The 18,278-nt window shown below is 41.0% G+C and carries 19 protein-coding genes and 1 pseudogene; 7 read left to right on the top strand and 13 right to left on the bottom strand.

The features are described from left to right. Position 1: 1 nt before the first annotated feature. The 3 genes from B5771_RS08000 to B5771_RS07990 form a co-directional block, all read right to left on the bottom strand. Entirely contained in the window at positions 2–817 is an 816-nt protein-coding gene (locus tag B5771_RS08000) for a nitroreductase family protein (RefSeq protein WP_047808524.1), read from the bottom strand. A 146-nt stretch (positions 818–963) separates the two neighbouring features. Further along, on the bottom strand, positions 964–1,221 hold the full coding sequence (locus B5771_RS07995) for a phosphopantetheine-binding protein (RefSeq protein WP_088187195.1): 258 nt from the start codon (positions 1,219–1,221) through the stop codon (positions 964–966). Positions 1,222–1,572: 351 nt separating this feature from the next. Further along, positions 1,573–1,971, bottom strand: a complete 399-nt coding sequence (locus B5771_RS07990) for a rhodanese-like domain-containing protein (RefSeq protein ID WP_088187054.1) — start codon at positions 1,969–1,971, stop codon at positions 1,573–1,575. Between the two features lie 249 nt (positions 1,972–2,220). On the opposite strand from B5771_RS07990, the gene B5771_RS07985 reads away from it, so the two are divergent. Both B5771_RS07985 and B5771_RS07980 read left to right on the top strand, forming a co-directional pair. Further along, positions 2,221–2,646 carry a MarR family transcriptional regulator gene (locus tag B5771_RS07985; RefSeq protein WP_088187053.1) on the top strand — a complete coding sequence of 142 codons (426 nt, stop codon included), beginning with the start codon at positions 2,221–2,223 and terminating at the stop codon, positions 2,644–2,646. 149 nt (positions 2,647–2,795) lie between these two features. Beyond that, positions 2,796–3,515 carry a DUF169 domain-containing protein gene (locus B5771_RS07980; RefSeq protein ID WP_088187052.1) on the top strand — a complete coding sequence of 240 codons (720 nt, stop codon included), beginning with the start codon at positions 2,796–2,798 and terminating at the stop codon, positions 3,513–3,515. Positions 3,516–3,519: 4 nt separating this feature from the next. On the opposite strand, the gene B5771_RS07975 is transcribed toward B5771_RS07980, so the two are convergent. After that, positions 3,520–4,101 carry a Uma2 family endonuclease gene (locus B5771_RS07975; RefSeq protein WP_088187051.1) on the bottom strand — a complete coding sequence of 194 codons (582 nt, stop codon included), beginning with the start codon at positions 4,099–4,101 and terminating at the stop codon, positions 3,520–3,522. A gap of 397 nt (positions 4,102–4,498) precedes the next feature. Next, complete coding sequence (locus B5771_RS07970; RefSeq protein ID WP_088187050.1) at positions 4,499–6,949, bottom strand: DsrE/DsrF/DrsH-like family protein; 2,451 nt, start codon at positions 6,947–6,949, stop codon at positions 4,499–4,501. Between the two features lie 236 nt (positions 6,950–7,185). On the opposite strand from B5771_RS07970, the gene B5771_RS24235 reads away from it, so the two are divergent. Beyond that, positions 7,186–7,338 (top strand): RAxF-45 family protein, encoded by a 153-nt coding sequence (locus tag B5771_RS24235; protein WP_172408191.1) that lies wholly within the window; start codon positions 7,186–7,188, stop codon positions 7,336–7,338. 99 nt (positions 7,339–7,437) lie between these two features. Further along, positions 7,438–9,363 (top strand): ribosomal protection-like ABC-F family protein, encoded by a 1,926-nt coding sequence (gene abc-f / locus B5771_RS07965; RefSeq protein WP_088187049.1) that lies wholly within the window; start codon positions 7,438–7,440, stop codon positions 9,361–9,363. Positions 9,364–9,378: 15 nt separating this feature from the next. Here the strand turns inward: abc-f and B5771_RS07960 are convergent, their stop codons facing one another. The 3 genes from B5771_RS07960 to B5771_RS07950 form a co-directional block, all read right to left on the bottom strand. Further along, positions 9,379–9,852 carry a hypothetical protein gene (locus tag B5771_RS07960; RefSeq protein ID WP_088187048.1) on the bottom strand — a complete coding sequence of 158 codons (474 nt, stop codon included), beginning with the start codon at positions 9,850–9,852 and terminating at the stop codon, positions 9,379–9,381. A 225-nt stretch (positions 9,853–10,077) separates the two neighbouring features. Beyond that, entirely contained in the window at positions 10,078–10,716 is a 639-nt protein-coding gene (locus B5771_RS07955) for a nitroreductase family protein (RefSeq protein WP_088187047.1), read from the bottom strand. A gap of 20 nt (positions 10,717–10,736) precedes the next feature. Then, positions 10,737–11,429, bottom strand: coding sequence for a DNA alkylation repair protein (locus tag B5771_RS07950; protein WP_088187046.1), 693 nt, complete (start codon positions 11,427–11,429; stop codon positions 10,737–10,739). 295 nt (positions 11,430–11,724) lie between these two features. Between B5771_RS07950 and B5771_RS07945 the strand changes: the two are divergent. Beyond that, positions 11,725–12,001 (top strand): annotated as a pseudogene (locus B5771_RS07945) (MGMT family protein). A 176-nt stretch (positions 12,002–12,177) separates the two neighbouring features. Here the strand turns inward: B5771_RS07945 and B5771_RS07940 are convergent. Continuing rightward, on the bottom strand, positions 12,178–13,521 hold the full coding sequence (locus B5771_RS07940) for a VWA domain-containing protein (protein WP_088187045.1): 1,344 nt from the start codon (positions 13,519–13,521) through the stop codon (positions 12,178–12,180). 64 nt (positions 13,522–13,585) lie between these two features. Next, positions 13,586–14,125: a DUF1456 family protein gene (locus B5771_RS07935; RefSeq protein WP_088187044.1), complete on the bottom strand. Its 540-nt coding sequence runs from the start codon at positions 14,123–14,125 to the stop codon at positions 13,586–13,588. Positions 14,126–14,376: 251 nt separating this feature from the next. Here B5771_RS07935 and B5771_RS07930 point away from each other — a divergent pair, with 251 nt between their 5' ends. Together B5771_RS07930 and B5771_RS07925 are read left to right on the top strand one after the other, a co-directional pair. Then, the gene (locus tag B5771_RS07930) at positions 14,377–14,745 is read left to right on the top strand and encodes a hypothetical protein (protein ID WP_088187043.1); all 369 of its coding nucleotides are present in this window, start codon (positions 14,377–14,379) and stop codon (positions 14,743–14,745) included. A 324-nt stretch (positions 14,746–15,069) separates the two neighbouring features. Beyond that, positions 15,070–15,342, top strand: coding sequence for a hypothetical protein (locus tag B5771_RS07925; RefSeq protein WP_088187042.1), 273 nt, complete (start codon positions 15,070–15,072; stop codon positions 15,340–15,342). Between the two features lie 192 nt (positions 15,343–15,534). Here B5771_RS07925 and B5771_RS07920 read toward each other — a convergent pair whose 3' ends face one another. The 3 genes from B5771_RS07920 to B5771_RS07910 all read right to left on the bottom strand — a co-directional run bounded on the left by B5771_RS07920 (position 15,535) and on the right by B5771_RS07910 (position 18,120). After that, a complete protein-coding gene (locus tag B5771_RS07920) occupies positions 15,535–16,377 on the bottom strand; it encodes a site-2 protease family protein (RefSeq protein ID WP_172408190.1) in 843 nt (280 codons plus the stop codon). Positions 16,378–16,428: 51 nt separating this feature from the next. Then, positions 16,429–16,914: a DUF4829 domain-containing protein gene (locus B5771_RS07915; RefSeq protein WP_088187041.1), complete on the bottom strand. Its 486-nt coding sequence runs from the start codon at positions 16,912–16,914 to the stop codon at positions 16,429–16,431. Between the two features lie 285 nt (positions 16,915–17,199). After that, positions 17,200–18,120: a ketopantoate reductase family protein gene (locus B5771_RS07910; protein ID WP_088187040.1), complete on the bottom strand. Its 921-nt coding sequence runs from the start codon at positions 18,118–18,120 to the stop codon at positions 17,200–17,202. Positions 18,121–18,278: the final 158 nt, after the last annotated feature.

The following is an 18,278-nucleotide window of genomic DNA, read 5'->3' as shown; positions in this document are numbered from 1 at the left end:
TTTAGTCCCACCACGATACTTGCAACGGATTTCTGTCCACCAATCGTTTATAAGTATACTTTGGAAAGCCTACTAACAATCCACCGGTGACAACCCTGTTTTCCGGCAGCTTCAAAATATCCAATAATGGTTTATATTTGGCAGAGGCGCACCCTTCAAAGAATCCCGCCCAACATGTTCCCAATTCAATAGCAGGTGCATAGAGTTCAGCGTACGCAAGTGAAAAATGTGTATTGTCACGTCCGCGGGGTTGAAAGTTCTTTGAAGTTATGGCTACGATCAGACACGGAGCGTTTCGTAAAATAACATCTTGACCGGTTTGGCGATAGGTGTCCACTACTCCAGTATAATACTGTGCCCATGCAGAGCCACTTTTTACCTGCTCTTCCATCCAATCAACTGTAGCAGCCGTTATTTTGCGCAGCGTTTCAGCGTTATCAATGACGAGATAAGCAACACCTTGAGTATTGCCTCCGGTAGGTGCCAAGCGCGCGATATCAAGGAGCTGCACTATTTTTTCCCGTGGTACAGGACTTTGTTTGTAACGGCGAATAGATCGACGGGAACGGAGAAAGCGAGCTGCCGTGTCGGCATCAAGAACAGGCACATTTTCAAGCGGCAACTGTTTGGCAAGTGGTGCCTTCACATTGTCCATTGCCGCCACGGGACATACAGCCACGCAGTGTCCACAGGCAATACAATTCCGGTCTGTGGCCTGTGGCACTTGATTCTCCATTATGATACATCCAGAGGGGCAGACTTCTGCACAGAGTCCACAGCCAATACATTTCTCTTGGTTAACTTGTATTAGATCCATATTCATCACTCCAACTTTCCACTTTTTCTAGTCTTTTTGCATAGTCTTTATGCACAAAAATGACCATTCGTTTAGAATTTCCAGCGGAGGAATAAGCCAGATGGATTGCGTTTCAAATCCAGAAGCTGGGAACGAAGGGTATGAAATCAGATCGAATTCATAATCGATTGGTAATCGGATAAACCTCTAGCTTTAAGTTTTTCTACAATATCATTGACGGTAACCACATCTGCAAACTCGTCATCAGTAATGGTTATCTCGAATTCATCCTCCAGATCCCCAATAATCATCGACATATCTAATGAATCTACAAATAAGTCTTCCCATAAACGGCTCTCCAGGGTTATCTTTCTCTTCTTCTTTTGTAAAATATGATTTAAAGTGAATAGTACTCTGTCTTCCATTTTAGTCACACACCTTTCCTCAACGATTTTGTAACATAGTGCTGGCTGATTCGAATTCTCATTCGTCTCTTAAAATCAAATCAATTATGGTACAATTACAATTTCACAATGGAGGTGTAATTATTATTTTATCCCGCCTGGGTAAACTTCTTAATCTTAGCAGCAAGGCCGCTTAATACTAACCGTCCTTCGACAAGGTGTTACAAGTATTATAGCATAATCCTCCAACGAAAAGATGAATCTTATCTCCGCCTATTCACCGGGTTCGGGCCCTCTCCTTTGAATGATTGCGTTAGAAACTCTGAGAAAGACGCCAGTCAGTCTCCAAATCTGATTGGCGCCTAAATACGTTTACTTCTTACCGGATACAGTCCTATACGGCCAGCGTATTATACCGCCCAAATTGTAAACATTAGAGTACCCAAGCTTTAATAACATCTTTACAGCAGCTTTACTTCGATTTCCACTCCTACAATAAACAAAAACAGCAGTTTGCTTGTTTGGAAGCTTTTTGCCGGCTTCTCTGGCCAGCACGTTCAAAGGGATCAAAGTGCTTCGTGGAATGTGGTTCTCGACATATTCTCGTTCGGTCCTAACATCCAGAAGAATGATATCCTTTTCAGTATCCAGCCTCTTTTTTGCTTCCGAGGGATCGATCCGTAATTTATTTACTTCTTTGTCTGAGTACTTGCCGTACAGCCAGATTATTATTACTCCAACTATAATTGATATAGTTATTGTCGGATTCATACTCTATCCCCTTCCCCTTTAAGATAGTAATAAAGATGCCGATATACCCTCATGGGGTATATCGGCATTGTAGGCCAAAACATCAATTTTGTCAATCAAAATAATCTCATCATCATCATGCTAAACATCTTATCCATGAAACCCTTCTGAATGTTGACCTTTTTCCCATGGCCGCATCCCCATTGGCGATTGACTGAAAATTACGACGCGTATATAATATAGTTGTCATAACAACTGAGGTGATAGCCGATGGAATTTAAATTAGAGGATTCATTGGGATTTATTCTAAATAAGACGAATACAAAACTTAAAAATAAGTTATTTCAACGCTTTAATGACTATAATGTTACACCGGAACAATGGTCTGTACTTAACTGTTTATGGGTACAAGAAGGCCTGACCCCTAAAGAGTTGGCAGATATCATCTTTAAAGATAAACCAAATACTAATCGCATTCTTGAAAAGTTACGAATGAAAGATTTGATTGTCCGAAAGCCTCATCCAGTCGATAAAAGGGCTTATCAGATCTTCTTGACAAAGAGTGGCTGGGCATTAAGAGATGAGTTAGTACCTAAAGCTACGCAATTACTAAAGGAAGCTACCATGGGAATAGAAAAACAGAAAGCAGCAGAATTAATTAAAGTATTAAATCAAATCTATAATAATCTTAATTAGTTATTTTTTATTATTATAGTTGTTATGACAACTATAATAATAATTGGCTTTGGTTATAGTCTTAAGCACTATCGATCGGTAGTGGTTTATGTTAGCAAGGAATAACCTGAGCTCTATAACCTGACGGATTAAGAATAAGGAGGGTCACTATGAAAAGTAAGATCGCCGCTGCTATTAAACTTAAGTATCAACCTGTTGCCGTATTTCGTTCGGACTCTAAGCCAGAGGGAGCATTGCAGTTTAAGGAAGGGAAATGGGGTTGCGCAATTTCTATGTTAAATGCCGCAGCCAAAGGTCGTGTTGCTGCATTTGATAACAAGACTACGACATGTAGTGGCGGCAAAGTCGGCTTAGGTTTTCAACGGTTTCAATTAGGTTTTATTGAATATTTCCTCTCAACGGGCGGTGTAGGCGGCAGAGAAGGAGAATTCTACAAAAAAAGTCCTGACCTGGCCGCAAAATTTGCCGCCGAATTGCCGGATGTTGAGGCAAAAACTTATCTTATTTTTAAGCCTTTGGCAGTCTTAGCTCGGGACGAAACGCCAGAAGTCATAATTTTCCTAGTAAATGCCGACCAACTGTCCGCTCTGGTACAGTTCGCCAACTACGACAAACCAACCCAAGACAATGTTAAAATAGAATTTGGTGCCGGTTGTCATCAGTCTGTACTATATCCTCTGGCACAAGCTGAGGAGAAAGAACCAAAGTGTGTTATAGGGCTAACCGACCCCTCAGCAAGAAAATATGTAGACAAGGATATCCTTTCATTCAGTATTCCCTATAGACGATTTTTAGAGTTAGAAGAGCAGGTGGAAGAGGGTTTTTTAACCAAAGAAACATGGCTTGGCATAGCGTCACGAATTGAATAGTATCTTACAGACCAGCGAAAACCGGATTAAGATCAATTATTAAATCGGGTAAGGCGCTTACGTTTATTTTTTCTTCATCTGAATAAACATCCGGCCGTCCATAACGCTTATTGTTCTGTAAGGTAAACACGCTCACGAACTTACCATCCGGTTCAATAATCCAATATTCTTTAACCCCGGCCTTTTCAAATTTATTGAACTTCAAAAGCTTATCTATCCTTGCCGTTGAAGGAGATGATATTTCAATAATCAGAGTCGGAGTACCATAATACCCGGTACCTTTTAAACCGGCATTATCACAAATGACGAGAAGATCGGGCTGACATACAAACGTTGTTTCTTCGTCTTCTTCATTTAATTCAGGTATCCTTAAATCGAAAGGCGAAGAAAAAACTCTACAAGGCTTATTCCGTAAGTATTCACCAAATTGCAACATTAGTTCACTGGATATGGCTTGATGCTGCCATGTAGGAGCAGATTGCATATAAGGCACGCCATTAATTATTTCCCATCTTTCTCCATCGTTCCAGGTAAGATAATCTGCATAGGTATATTTTTTATCACTACTATGCTGAATTATTGACATTAAAACTCACCCCCGTAATATCAACTATTCAATTATCTAAATCGTCATGAACTATTACCATATTATAACACATCATAGATAGAGCCTCAAAAAGCAAATTAAGCATCAATTTTTGTCACAAAGCTCGGACAGATTACGTAAATTATTCTAGGAAATCTTATCTTCTGTCATCTCAGATGAAAGGAGATGGCGGGCATGTATCCTTGGTGCTGGGGTAATAGAATCTTTGGCTACAGATGTTGTTATCCTTGTTATTGCCGCCCTTGGTATTGGTAGGATTATCTGATGAGACAGCCCCTAATGCCGTTCGGCATTAGGGGCTGTACTTATCCGGTTCTATTGATTCCTATCACTAAAGCCAATTATCCTTCACTCATGACCGATAACGAAGTCATCGTTAGATAAACAAATTTACGTTGGAATCCTCTGCTTCACCTAAATAATAACCGACTCCGCCAACTTTAATGCCATCGAGTAATTCCTCTTGGTTGATTCCCATGACATCCATTGACATTTGACAGGCTACTATCTCTACCCCATTGCACATTGCGGCCTTGATGAGGTCTTCGAGGGAAGAAACGTTTTTATCCTTCATAACTTTTCTGATCATCTTTCCGCCCAAACCCAGCATATTCATCTTCGATAGCTTAAGGCGTTTGCTTCCTCTCGGCATCATCATACTAAACATCCTATCCATGAAACCTTTCTGAATGTTGACTTTTTCATGTTTGCGCAGGATATTTAGACCCCAAAAGGTGAAAAACATCGTTACTTTTTTCCCCATGGCCGCAGCCCCATTGGCAATTATAAAGGATGCTATGGCCTTATCTAAATCTCCGCTAAAAACGACCATGGTCTTATTGTCCTTTAAGGTTGCCTCTGCCGGTTCTTGCTTAAGCGGGTCCTTTTGCGTGCCCTTTTTGATGAAGGCTGAAATGACACCCCCGGCTTTGGCCACATCGATCAACTGATTATTAGTTCTTTTCGTCCAAGCTTTAATATCCTCATAAAAACCCGGATCAGACGCCAGAATTTTGAGCACCTGGCCCTGCTGTAACGTGTCCATAGCGGCTTTTACCTGCATCAATGGTCCAGGACAGCACAACCCGCAGGCATCAATACTTTTATCAAAATACCCCTGAGGTTTATTCGCCTCGCCGGCTCCCGGAGCGGGCTGCCGACTCTCAGAATCTGGGTTTTGAAGCTGAGATTCTTGCAGGGAGACAGTTTTATAGCCACCGGTAATATTTAATACCTTATAGCCATTTTGGCTCAAGATCCTGTCGGCAACATAGCCCCTTAAACCTACCTGACAGTACCCGATGACCTGTTTGTTCTTATCGAGTTCACCCATTCTGCCTCTTAAGCTATCGAGAGGAATGTTGAGAGAACCGGGGATGTGTCCATTGCTGAACTCCTCTTCCGTTCGCACATCCAAAAGAATTGAATCTGTAAGGTCAGACAGCTCTATATCCTTCCAGGCTACCACATGAGTTCTTCCGGACAGAACGTTTTGAGCTGCAAATCCCGCCATATTGACAGGGTCTTTGGCCGATGAGAAGGGCGGAGCATAGGCTAATTCCAATTCTGCTAAATCGTCTACCGTGCCTTTTAAGCGAATGACGGCAGCAATAACATCGATCCGTTTATCAACGCCATCGTAACCGATTCCCTGAGCTCCCAATACTTGGCCTTGATCATTAAAAATCAGTTTCAGAGTCAGCTGTAAAGCAGCCGGGTAATAAGATGCGTGAGCCACAGGATGAACGTAGACGACCTGGTAAGGCAGATTTGCTTTTTGCAGAGTGCGCTCATTGGCTCCTGTGCTGGCCGCCGTTAAACTGAAAACTTTAAGGATCGAGGTTCCCTGAGTGCCTTTGTAAATCGAATTCAAACCCGCAATATTATCGGCAGCAATTCTTCCTTGCTTATTTGCCGGCCCAGCCAAGGGAACAGCCGTCTTTTCTCCCGTAATGAAGTCGACAACCTCTATGGCATCTCCTACTGCGTAAACTCCTTTGGCATTGGTTTGCATTCTTTCATCAACGACGATATGACCTTTAGGTCCTAACTTTAAGCCCGAGTCTTTTAGAAAAGCAGTATCTGGTGCTACTCCGATGGCTAGAATGACGAGATCGGCAGAAACTATTTTTGCGCTGCTCAACGTTACTTCGATTTGGCTTCCAATTTCTTTAAAGGCTTTAACGCCGTCTGCCAAGATAAGACCCACGCCATTTTCGACTAATTCCTTTTCAGCCATAACCACCATGTCTGAATCAAACGGTGCCAAAATATGGGGAGCGGCTTCAACTAAAGTAACCTTCAAGCCTCTCTCGACCAGGTTCTCAGCCATTTCAACCCCGACAAAACCTCCGCCGATAACTATGGCACTATTTATGCCCTTGTGATCAACATAGGCCTTAATTCTGTCTGTGTCCGGAATGTTTCTTAAGGTAAATATCTTAGCGCTTTCTATCCCCGGAATATTCGGCCGGAGAGCTTTAGCTCCCGGTGAAAGGACAAGATCGTCATAAGATTCTTCGTAAGTCCCTTGCCCCTTACTTCTGACGGTAACCAGTTTCTTTTCCGTATCGATACCAATGACTTCACTATTGATCCTCACATCAATGTTAAATCTTGCTTTCATAGCCTCAGGAGTTTGGACGAGGAGCTTCTCTCTTTCCTTAATGGTTTCACCGATATAATAGGGAAGACCACAATTGGCGAAAGAGATATAGTCATCTCTTTCAAACAGGATGATCTGAGCCTTTTCATCAAGTCTTCTTAAACGCGCAGCAGCTGAGGCCCCCCCGGCTACTCCACCAACTATGAGTACCTTTTTTGACATAATATTATTCCTCCATAAAAGTTACATAATTTTAGTTTTCTCAATTGAATGCAAATGAATGCAAACAGCTGTCGCCATTTCTATTCAGGCTCTACCTGTGAAAAAATGAACTTGAATTGTTTATATTATATCCCCCGGGGGTATAGGGTGTCAATGGGGAATAAAAGCTTGGTTGATTTTTCCACAAAAATTATGTTACTATATTCATAGTAATTCAGTGAAGGAGGTGTGGTAGGATGAATCGCGATGTTGCAATGCTCCGTCTTGAACAGTTGCCAATAGCAATCTTTGGAATCATGTATGCAGTTTCATTTAACGGGATAGATATGCCCATTTTTAAGCAACTGAGTACGGATCAACAAAATTGCGAAATGACACACCTACCATGACCGCAACGAAACATTGAAGCTGCGACCGTAGGGACATTTCCCTGCGGTTTTTTTATGCTTAAATCCATGAAAGTGTCATTTCCCTTGAGGAGAATGAACATGATTATTGATTTTCGACACATTAAACTATCTTTTGGTGCCAATGAAGTGCTTACCGATGTCTCCTTTGATATTAAGCAAGGTGAACGAGTAGGTCTAATAGGTCGTAACGGAACAGGAAAGTCCACAATTTTAAAGTTAATCATAGGATCCCTTCAACCTGAACAAGGACAAATCGCCATACGCAAAAACACCAAGATTGGGTTCTTAGCCCAAGCCCCTGAATATGACTCCAAAATGAGCGTCTATGAAGTATTGGAACAGTACTTTCAAGAAGTAAAGAAATGGCAGCAGCAACTAGAACGAATAGCGCAAAAAATGTCCGACCTCATGAACGCCGCAGATAATAAACTTAATCAGCTTATGCTGGAATATGGCAAACTTCAGGAGAAGTTCGAAGAGGCGGATGGATACCAAATTTCTTCCCGCATCGACGAGGTTGCCAACGGACTCGGTATCATGGCGGATTACTATCCACGTCCATTTTCTTCGTTATCCGGCGGAGAAAAAACAAAGGTGGGTTTAGCAGCCTTACTATTGACGCAGCCCGATGTTTTATTGCTGGACGAACCAACCAATCACCTGGATATGACTTCTATTGAATGGCTTGAGACTTTCTTGAATAACTATAGGGGCACTGTCATCGTTGTTTCTCATGACCGTTACTTTTTGGATAAAGTGATAATCAAAACTATTGAGCTGGAAGACGGAGAAGCTGTAACTTATCAAACGAACTATACCGCCTATCAGAAAGAAAAAGAGAGCCGCCTACTCTCAGAGTTTACAAATTATCAAGAACAACAGAAGAAGATTAAAAAAATGCAGGAATCCATCAAACAATTAATTGACTGGGGCAACCGTTCTAATCCACCGAATCCCGGTTTTCACCGCCGCGCCGCATCGATGCAAAAAGCCTTAGATCGCCTGATTAAACTAAAAAGGCCGATCTTAGAACGCAAAAAAATCGGCCTGCATCTCGAACAAAATGACCGTTCCGGAAAACAAGTGATTTCGCTGGAGGGAATCAGCAAATCCTATGCTGACCGCTCGCTTTTCGGTCAAGTCAGAGCCCAGCTATTTTACGGCGAACGAATCATCCTTATCGGCAAAAATGGCTGCGGTAAAAGTACTCTTCTAAAATTGATCTTAAATCAGGAAAACCCAGATCGCGGTGAAATACGCCTTGGCTCACGAGTTGACATCGGATATCTCTCCCAAGACAGTGCACCGCTCAAATCCGACCAAACCATCCTTCAGTATTTCCGTGCAGAACTGGATATGGATGAAGGTGAAGCGAGAAAACAGTTAGCAAAGTTTTCCTTCTACGATTCCGACGTTTTTAAGAAGATTAACTGTTTGTCCGGCGGAGAATGGACCCGGCTGCAGCTGGCATTACTCATGTATCAAAAGCCAAACCTGTTATTGCTCGATGAGCCTACGAATCACCTGGATATTGATTCGCGTGAAGCTCTGGAAGAAGCCTTGGAGAAGTTCCCCGGCACACTGCTGGCAGTCTCTCACGATCGGTATTTTATCAATCGTTTGGCTCACAAGGTTTGGGTACTTGATCAGGGCAAGGTTATGGCGTACTTGGGCAATTATAATGACTATCTGGAAAGAAAGGCCAAGCAAATTATTAAAATCGCTAGTAAAACAGACAGTCCGGCAAACCTTGCTAATAAACGGGGGCAGAAAGTTAAAGCATCTGTTGGAAAGGAAATCCATCTGGGTAAATCAGCCGCTCAACTAGAAAAGGAAATAGCCGCACTGGAACAACAACTTCTTGATATTGAGGTTCAAATGTCTGACCCTGCAATTTCTTCTGACTCATCAGGACTTGCTTCGTTCCAGCATGAAAGGGAGACTATTGAAAGCCGGCTTAATCTTTTGTATGACAAGTGGGTTATGATATCTGACAAGTCCTAGATTGCTATTCATTACTTAGCTATTGCTTTTTTCTTTCTTGTCAATGAAATTATTCAACCTATAATAACCCCATGTAGCTGCTGAAAACCAAATTGTAAAAGCAATCAAGGGAACAAAGAATCTATCATAACAATAAAAGACACCCAAACTTATAACAAGGTTTGTGTATAGAATGCTAAACATTATGGCAACTACCATATAAATGTAGTTCAAAGGTTTATATTTTGGCAAAAAGTAAAAATATAAAATGAAAAAAATCCCCCATGACACAGGCGAAAAAATTTGAATACCCTTATATCCAAGTGGGCCGTGGTCATACCATCCATATAATCCGGCTAATTTTCCAAGCATATGGAGTATAACTTCAAAAACACCGCCAAAGATAATTCCGTAAATCGATAAGCGCTGGATATCCTTTCTTGGCACACAAACTAATAAAATCACTGCAAATACTGCTGCATACAAAGGATAAATAAGATACTTTGGCATATTAACCACCATCACTATTCTTTTAAAATTAGTATTGGAATGATGGCAATCTTTAATACATTAAATTAGCATTTGAAGCCCCGATGTTCAGCTTTAGCTGAACGAGTTCACTTTTTCCCCGATATTCTGCCCCCTGCTTTCCAGAAGGATGGTATTTTGCATCGGCCCGTAAAAAAGAAGACTGCGGTTAGCAGTCAGCATTTCTTTCTTCATAATTAATTGATTTCAAATAAACCAAGTCGTCACTTCTTCAACTGAAGCTATTGTTGGCTGAGGTGAATTTTGAGCAGGATATCCTATTGCGCAACCGTCCAAACTATACTCACCCAGAGGGAGATTTAACAAGCTGCAGAACTCGCTGTCCTGCTCCATTTGGCTTGTTATTGATACCAGATGGAAGCCAAGTCCGAGCGATGCAGCCTTTAACCACATATTTTCCAGACAGTAGGATATGGATTGATGCTGTACATCCGGAATACCTTTCTTTTCAGCAACAACTATATAATATGGTGCGCTGCCTATACCTAAAGGGCCTTGTTGTGCGGTCATTTCTAGACGTTTCAGAAATCCTTGACCTTGAGTTTGCAGGAATGGATTGGTATCCATCTGTGACCTGAATTGTTCGGCGAGATCAGCAGCCTTCTTTCTAACAACGTTCGCTAGTTGAGTAAGGAGCTGATTATTACGAGAAATTACAATAAATTTGCGTCCATCCTTTCCGATGTTAGCTAAGGCGGCAAAAGGTGCTAAGACACCTGCTTCAATAATTGCTTCGATATCCTCTTTAGCAGGTGTTTCAGCAGTAAACCTACGAATCGAACGGCGGGATTTCAAGACTTCATCCAAATTTTGATTGCTAGGCATTTACTATTCCTCCTTGGGCCTTATTTTACTTTCAGTGTCCGCAGGTACGTCTTTGTTTCGTCGCTAATCCGGTAACTCTCAATCGCCTTCTGGATAGCTTTATTATGGGTCCACTTCGCCAAACGCTGTTCCTGAATATACGGCAAAGACGCTTCATACTGCTTGGCCAATGCCGTTGCGAAATACCAGGCGATCATCATATTGACATAGTATTCGTCCGACCGGACACCAGCCACAAGCTCAAGCATCTCTTGCCGGAAAGCATCATCGAGATAAAAGCTCATCAGCATTCCAATCCCGAAACGTACCGTATAGGTTCGGTCGGATAATAGCCAGACTTTGATTTTTTCGAAGAGTTCGGGCAGATGCTTTTTAAATATCTTTGGTGAAATCAAGTCACAGGTTGCCCAGTTGTCTATGTACGGCAGAAACTCATCGACGGCGGCAACAACGGCATTATAATCCTTGATCGTTTCGATCAGGAAGCCGTGCAGGTTATTTTCCTCATAATACGCGTGCGGCAGGATTTTAAGGAACTCCAAGGCTTCCGGCCTTTTGGAAAATTCCCTGGCGAGCTTCCGCAGGTCCGGCGTACGAACGCCAATCACGGTTTCCGGGTTCACTGTCGGCATAAGTTTGCTCGCAAACTCTTTGTATTTCAGATCCTGCAGCTCGAATAGCCGACGTCGGATCTCTTCTTCAACATTGCTCATATCATTCTACCCTTCATCAACGAATGTTATAATAACCGTAACTAAACTAATCAGCCTGATCACATTAACCGAATAATTGCTTAGAAACAAGTCAAGGGCTATTCGCTAGTTCATCTAATCGTAAAGCTCCCGTTTCTCCAAGTGGAGTGATTTTCCATTCGTTATTTTACCACAACAAGAACGGATTTGGAACTAATGTTCGGTAATAATTTGAGGGCGGCTATTCATCTCGCCACCTAAAGAGAATAGGAGCCCTTCACTCCGGAAAAAGATGAAATTGGCCAGGTGAATAAAATTGAACAGAAAAGAATTTTCCAATAAAGTTTATGAAATTGTCAGAGATATCCCCCCTGGTAACGTCGCCACTTATGGAATGATTGCCTTTTTAACAGGTTACCCACAATGTTCATTCTCATGACATCCCCTGCCATCGGGTTGTGAATCACCAAGGTCGTTTAGTTCCAGGATGGACAGATCAAAAACGGCTCCTAGCCAACGAAGGTGTTCACTTTAAAGAAAACGGGTGCGTGAATTTAAAAAAGTATCTGTGGGACTTTGTATCAAAGACTTAAAGCACTTATATGTAAACTCGTTCAGCATAAGCTCAGCATCAGGGCTTCAGATACAATAATGTCCAGTGGACATTATTGCCGAGCCGCCTTTCCCGATTGGAATACTTAGCGGTGAAGGAATTGGGAGGGCTTAAAAGATAAGATAAATACGGCATGATTGTCTAGCCTCTAAATAGTTATAAGATTGATTTTTGCCTAGCTTCTTTCAGCCAGTTCGGATACTCACTCATCAACAAATCATATAAGTAATCATCGGATATCTGAGAAGGATTTTCCACACTAAAGAAATTAGCATTATCTACATATCGCCCGCTCATCGTGTCCAACTCTTCTAAAAAGGTAAAATCACTGGCGGCCAGTCTGGCAAAAAATCTTCCGCCATTAGAAATGACATCTTTTTTAGACTTTCCTATGGCCATGAACTGCCAGAAAATAGGTTCATGAGAAGCTTCGCTAAGTTGTTTTTTAGTATAATCCCGGTCGAAAGGTGCCCCATCTGTAACAAACATAACATAAACCGGCAGACCAGATTGTTTAAATCCCGGAGCATAAAAATCTCTGATCATTTTTATAGCTTTGCCATAATGTGTTCCGCCTTCTAAAGGATACTTTTTCAGAGTTCTGCTTACAAACCCGTCAAAATTGTCGATGGACATATCTCCTGCCTCATGGGCTTTGCTGCCAAAAAGGAACAAATCTATGGACCCATCATCGTCAAATTTGCAGCCTAACGCAAGTATTTTTTCAGCAAACTCCTGCATTTGACCGCTTCTATATAAAGAACTCATTGATCCGGATATATCAAGGCATAGAGCTACCTTGGCACAATGGCTTTCCAAGCCTACCTTTTTGAGAGATATAGTTGCCTTTTTGGCCAATGATAGGATAGCGGGAGCTTTTTGCTCCATCTTCTTCTCTAAGCTAATTTTTTCGTAAGATACTTCAGGTGCAGCAACTGAAGAATTGCTTGTCTGGAGGTCATTCTGTAATGTTTCAGCGGTTTTGGCTTCCTCTCCTCCGAAATGTTTCAACAGGGCACTGAGGCCACCGTCAAAACCGCTGCCAATAACATTGATACGCCAAGAATCCCTGAAATAAAGTTCAGCGAAAATTATGGCTCGTTCCTTGTTAAAATTCAGACTAGTAAAATCATATCTTAATTGTTCGCCATTCCTGTCAGCAAACGCAATAAAGCCGCTCGAAATTTGGGACATTACCCCCTCCCCATCAATCGCAGCCGTAAATACCATAGTTTTAATGGAAGTGGGAACCTTATTTAAATCGACTTTAAATCGGCCTTTACCATTACTATTTGCGATCATCTGAAGAGAATTCTCCGGAGAACTCATTTGATTGTAAAAAATCATATACCGGTCATCCGAAAGCTGTCTTCTTTCATCGAGACCGAAGCAGCTAATATCGATGGTCATTGCTGAATTTAAAGCTATCGTGATCTCGATTTCCTGCTCAGATATGTAATCTTGGATTTTTACCTTTTCTCCTTGTATTAAACTTTTCATATAAAACGAGCTCACTTCGGTTGAAGAGTATGCCCTTGCTCCTTTCTAACAATTCGCCGTTAATCTACCCTCTGTATTTTTTCGTTAATCCTTTTAAGAAATTTCGAGCATATTTATCGCCGCACTCTTTATAATTCTTATGCCCTTCTCTTCGCAACAGCGCTCCCAATTCTCCTTTTGTTACGATAATTCCTGTTTCGGCGAAGATATCTATCATCTCTTCACTTGTAAGGGAGAGCGCTATTTTCAATTTCTTAAGCAGGATATTATTGGGATTTTCATTGTTCTTAAGCACCGTACTTTCAGAAGGCTCTGGTTTTTCATCCTGCTTTCCTCGCTTATATGTAATTAAACCATTTAAGAATGACTCTAACATACTGTTTTTGCATCTGATTCTTTCTTCCCTATCATCTGCATCTCTCTCGTTCTGCTCGTCAGCCGTATCATTATGACGGTAAGGGTTTATTGATTTGATAAGCATCTTTTTTACTAAGTCTTCCGTTAGCTCAAGGCCGCCAAACTTAAATATCTCGACTATTTCAGTATCTCTTAAATTTAGCGCATATCTTATTCTAACTAAAATATCATTATTATCCATCGTAATCCTCCTAAATCTATCCTAGACTATCCATTATAGCATGAATATTTGATCAGCTGAGCTGACGATACCGTCACCATCAGAGAGCTTTTAGTGAATAAGGTTTTCGATAAAACATAACCCATCGACAGCCAAGTTACCAAAAGGTAACTGCCCTCACTTAAACTTCCGAAGTTTCTGCCTTAACGTATTATGCCCCTCTATTTCCATATACTAATCCAGATAATATGGCCAGAGACAGAGGAGTGCAAAAAATTATGACGATAAATCTAACAAATCCAATTACAGAAAATCTGACGATCGAACAGCTTGCGGGGCAAAACGATAATTGCTTTGGTAAGCGTACCGGGTATGAGGTTATTGCCGATAACGAAGTTTTTGCTCTTATTCCCCAGGCCGAAGAAGACGAAACCGCTCAAATTGGCGAGATTGTAACAGTCGGTTCCTTTGGGTTACCGAGAAGAGCTCAGGTAGTAAGGGTACTATCCGGCTTCGAAGACGACTATACAGATCAACGAATTATTGAAGAAAATGAAGTTATATACAAAGTTCAAGAATATACCTATAGTCAAATGGAAGGTAAAAAAGAGTATAGTTATGAGATTAAGAAAGAGATTTTAAACTGAATATCGAAAAACTCCCAATCAACCCACCGCAAAGATTTGACCGAAACCCTATTCGAGCCTTTTAGCAGCCAACGCCGGTCGTTATAGACGAGCGTTATTCTCAAACTATACCAATATTACTCCAAAATTTATCTATTAAATTGTTCACTAAAAAGCAACTAAGTACATATCTTAAGAACGTGTGTGAGTTTGCCTTCTTTTTACAAAGATTTTACACTGGTTATCTTGAGAATTAACATTATTCCTATAAAATTGATTTAGGCAATCCGTCTAACCTCTTTTAGAAAACCCCATTCCAATAATTGTTTAAGATAAGGAGGAACTATGTTTCTACATTCCTGTAAAGAACTATCCCAATTATCACATGAAATTGATCGACTTTGGGTACCCGAATTACGCGCTGCCAGTGATAAGCTGACATTTAGCGCTATTAAGGGAAGAATTCTGGAAATCCTGGGAGATTTATATGGTGAAAACTCCAGGGAATTTAGAGTAGTCAAGCTGACTAATTCGCCGGCCACCGTTGTTAAAGTAGTAAACCATATTGTTGAGCGAAACAACCAGAGCTCACCCCATATTAATGTAGTTAACATGTAAGTTATACGAATAATTCATGGAGTATCAGGAATTAGAAAGCGTTCTCCTCTCACTGTTGTCAAAGTGGGAGGGGAGCGCTTCTGTTTTATTGTATTGCGGCATCATAAAATTCAGCAGCTGCTTCACAGTTACTATTCCAAGACGAAACCTTGCCTTTCCTGCCAATGTATGGCTTGGTTGAAGTATCGCTAATCAAAATCTTCTATATGTCTCAAGTATTTGGAGAGTATACCAGACACCTGAGCCTAAACCGGCAAGTAAACCAAAGTAGAGAACTGCAAAAATATTCCGTGTTTCAGGCGATACTTCATAGAACTCTTTATCGGTTCCTTTCCAGTGTTTATAGATTTGAATGCCCCCTAAGATGATGATCAAAACGAGAATTGGATTGAAAGAGGTAATGGTAAAATATATCAAGATCGGTATTCCGATCAACCATAAATAAGGCGAAATTGCAGTAGTTACCCGGCCTCCATCCAGTGGATGAACCGGTATCAGATTAAACAGGTTAAGAAGAAACCCCGTATAAGACAGTGCTAAAACAAGTTTAGAGCCGGTGGCTAGGTAGAAAAGGAATAATAGTCCCGCAGCCAAGGAACCTGCAAAAGGCCCTGCATAGCCAACTTGAGCATCCATTTTAGCATTGACAGGTGGTTCTTTAAGCTGTATTAAAGCACCGACAAAGGGAATAAAAATTGGGCCTGAGACCGGCAGTCCTACCCATTTGGCCATAATGTAATGGCCCATTTCGTGGGCAAAAAGTAAGGCGACAAAACCTACGGCATACATCCAGCCAAATGTCCAGGCATAGATCACTATTGTAATAAGCATTGAAAAAGCAGTTGTCCCAAATTTACCAAGCTTTAATAAAACAAAGACAAATTTAAGCTTTGGTAAAACCAATAATAATCCTGCTTTGAATTTCACCAATAGACCTATGATGACAGCAATTACACCGGCTAAACCTTTTTTCTTTTTGGGAGATAATTCCGGAGGTACATAATTTTGATGTTCAGCATGTACATTGTTATCCATCTTCTTCTCCACCTCTCTGCGAAGCGAAACAGATCCACCAAGCAATGATTCTCAAAAGCCCCAATCATGTATAACCCATGGAGAATCTTCAGTTTCTTTAATCAAAATATAATCCCAATCCTTTTTATTAGTTCCTTCTTTAAAAATCACATGAAGACACATGGATTTATAGGGGTCTTTTCCGTAATTAGATTTATAACTACTTGGGGGGATATGAGCATTAAGATATTTACCAGGGTACTCAATAGTTTCAATTTCAAGGTCAAAACTACCAATGTTGTCTTTATTATAAATTCCTTGTTTATATTTGCCTAATGTTTTTTCTAAATTTCCCAAATCCCTACTTTTCAAGGCGTTAACATAATCTTTAATCACTTGTTTTCCTTCACTAATATCTTCAGTTGTAACTTTCTGAGCAGAAACGGAAGTTGTAGGCATTAATCTATTATCACTTTCAGTATTTCCCTGAAATTGAGAACATCCAATTACGTTGAACAATAAAATTAGCAGGAATGTTATGGATAAAATCCTTTTCATGATTATTATCAATTCCTTTCAAAAATATATTAATGGGAATGGAATTGTTATATGCATGTGCCAATTCCGTTCCCAATTAATATATTTTTAATTAGCTGATAAAGAAGCATTGTTAAAGGACATCTTCCTTATATAACAGTTATTTCCACCCCATGATGTAATAAGCTCCCACAAGTTTCTATTATAAAGATCGTCTGAGTGCTGAGATACCAACACTTGATTATATTCCGTTGTAGAAGAATCTAAACTATACGTTACAAAGACCCTATGGCAAATGCGCCTATTCTAATCATATTGAGCTTCAATCACTTTTATCCGCCTATAAAGTTCTTGATTAACCGGCGTTGCTACACCGTATTTTACCCCTAATTCCAAAACTGCTCCCGAAAACAGTTCCACCTCGCTGAAACGTCTGGCTTCCATGTCCTGCCGCATGGATGGTTTGCCTTCCGGATTTAAGGTATCTAAGAGATTCAGCCAATAGGTTAGATCCGTCTCTGTCAAATTAATGCCTTCCTTTTCGGAAAGAACCATAACTTCTCTCATAGCGGCAATCATTGTATCTCTCGCCGCACCCTCTTTTTGAATCCCGCCATAGTTGCTCTCATACATTGCAACAGTTTGGTTGACACCGACATTGAGCATAAATTTGCCCCACATACGCCGGTTCATATCCGTTACCGCTTCAAAGGGCACGGCCATACTTTCCAGAAATTGAGCAACCCGTTTCACTCGTTCTGAGATGAGCCCCGGTTCCCCTTCGCCAAAGACCAGCATTCCCATATGGGCATAAGTTAATTGATTGCCAACTTTTACAGCATCCATGCCCTGGGCTACGCAGTAGAGAATTTTGTCCATCCCGTAAGTCTGTCCGATAATTCTTTCGCTGCTGATTCCATTCAGCGCCGAAAAGATGATCGTATGTTCCCCGACCTGATTTTTAACGGCTTTGACAGCGTCCTGCAAACCATTATACTTAACAGCAAAGATCAACAGATCGGCTGGCTCCCCTTTGTCTTCAGGTGTCAGATAATTGAATTGGCAGCGCTCACCATTACAATAAAGAGAATCCCTCTGATACCTTCGAATTCTTTCTTGGTCAGCAATAATACTTAAATCCCCTTGGGGCATTCTCTTGCTCAAATGATGGCCAAACAAAATTCCTAAGGCGCCTAAACCGATAATTGATACCTTTTTTATCTCCATAACACATTAACCTTTCTCTCTATTAATATTGCATGTATAGTTCCCAATACTTCAATCGACTAAAAATTGCCCAAACAAGCATAGATTACTTTCCCCTTGTTACTTTCATCATCCTTCCTTTTTCGCCAGATCTTCTCAAGTTCCCTCCCACCAATCGC

Source organism: Desulfosporosinus sp. FKA, from assembly GCF_002196785.1.
Classification (GTDB): Bacteria; Bacillota; Desulfitobacteriia; order Desulfitobacteriales; family Desulfitobacteriaceae; genus Desulfosporosinus; species Desulfosporosinus acididurans.
This window is presented reverse-complemented; position numbering and strand designations above follow the sequence as displayed.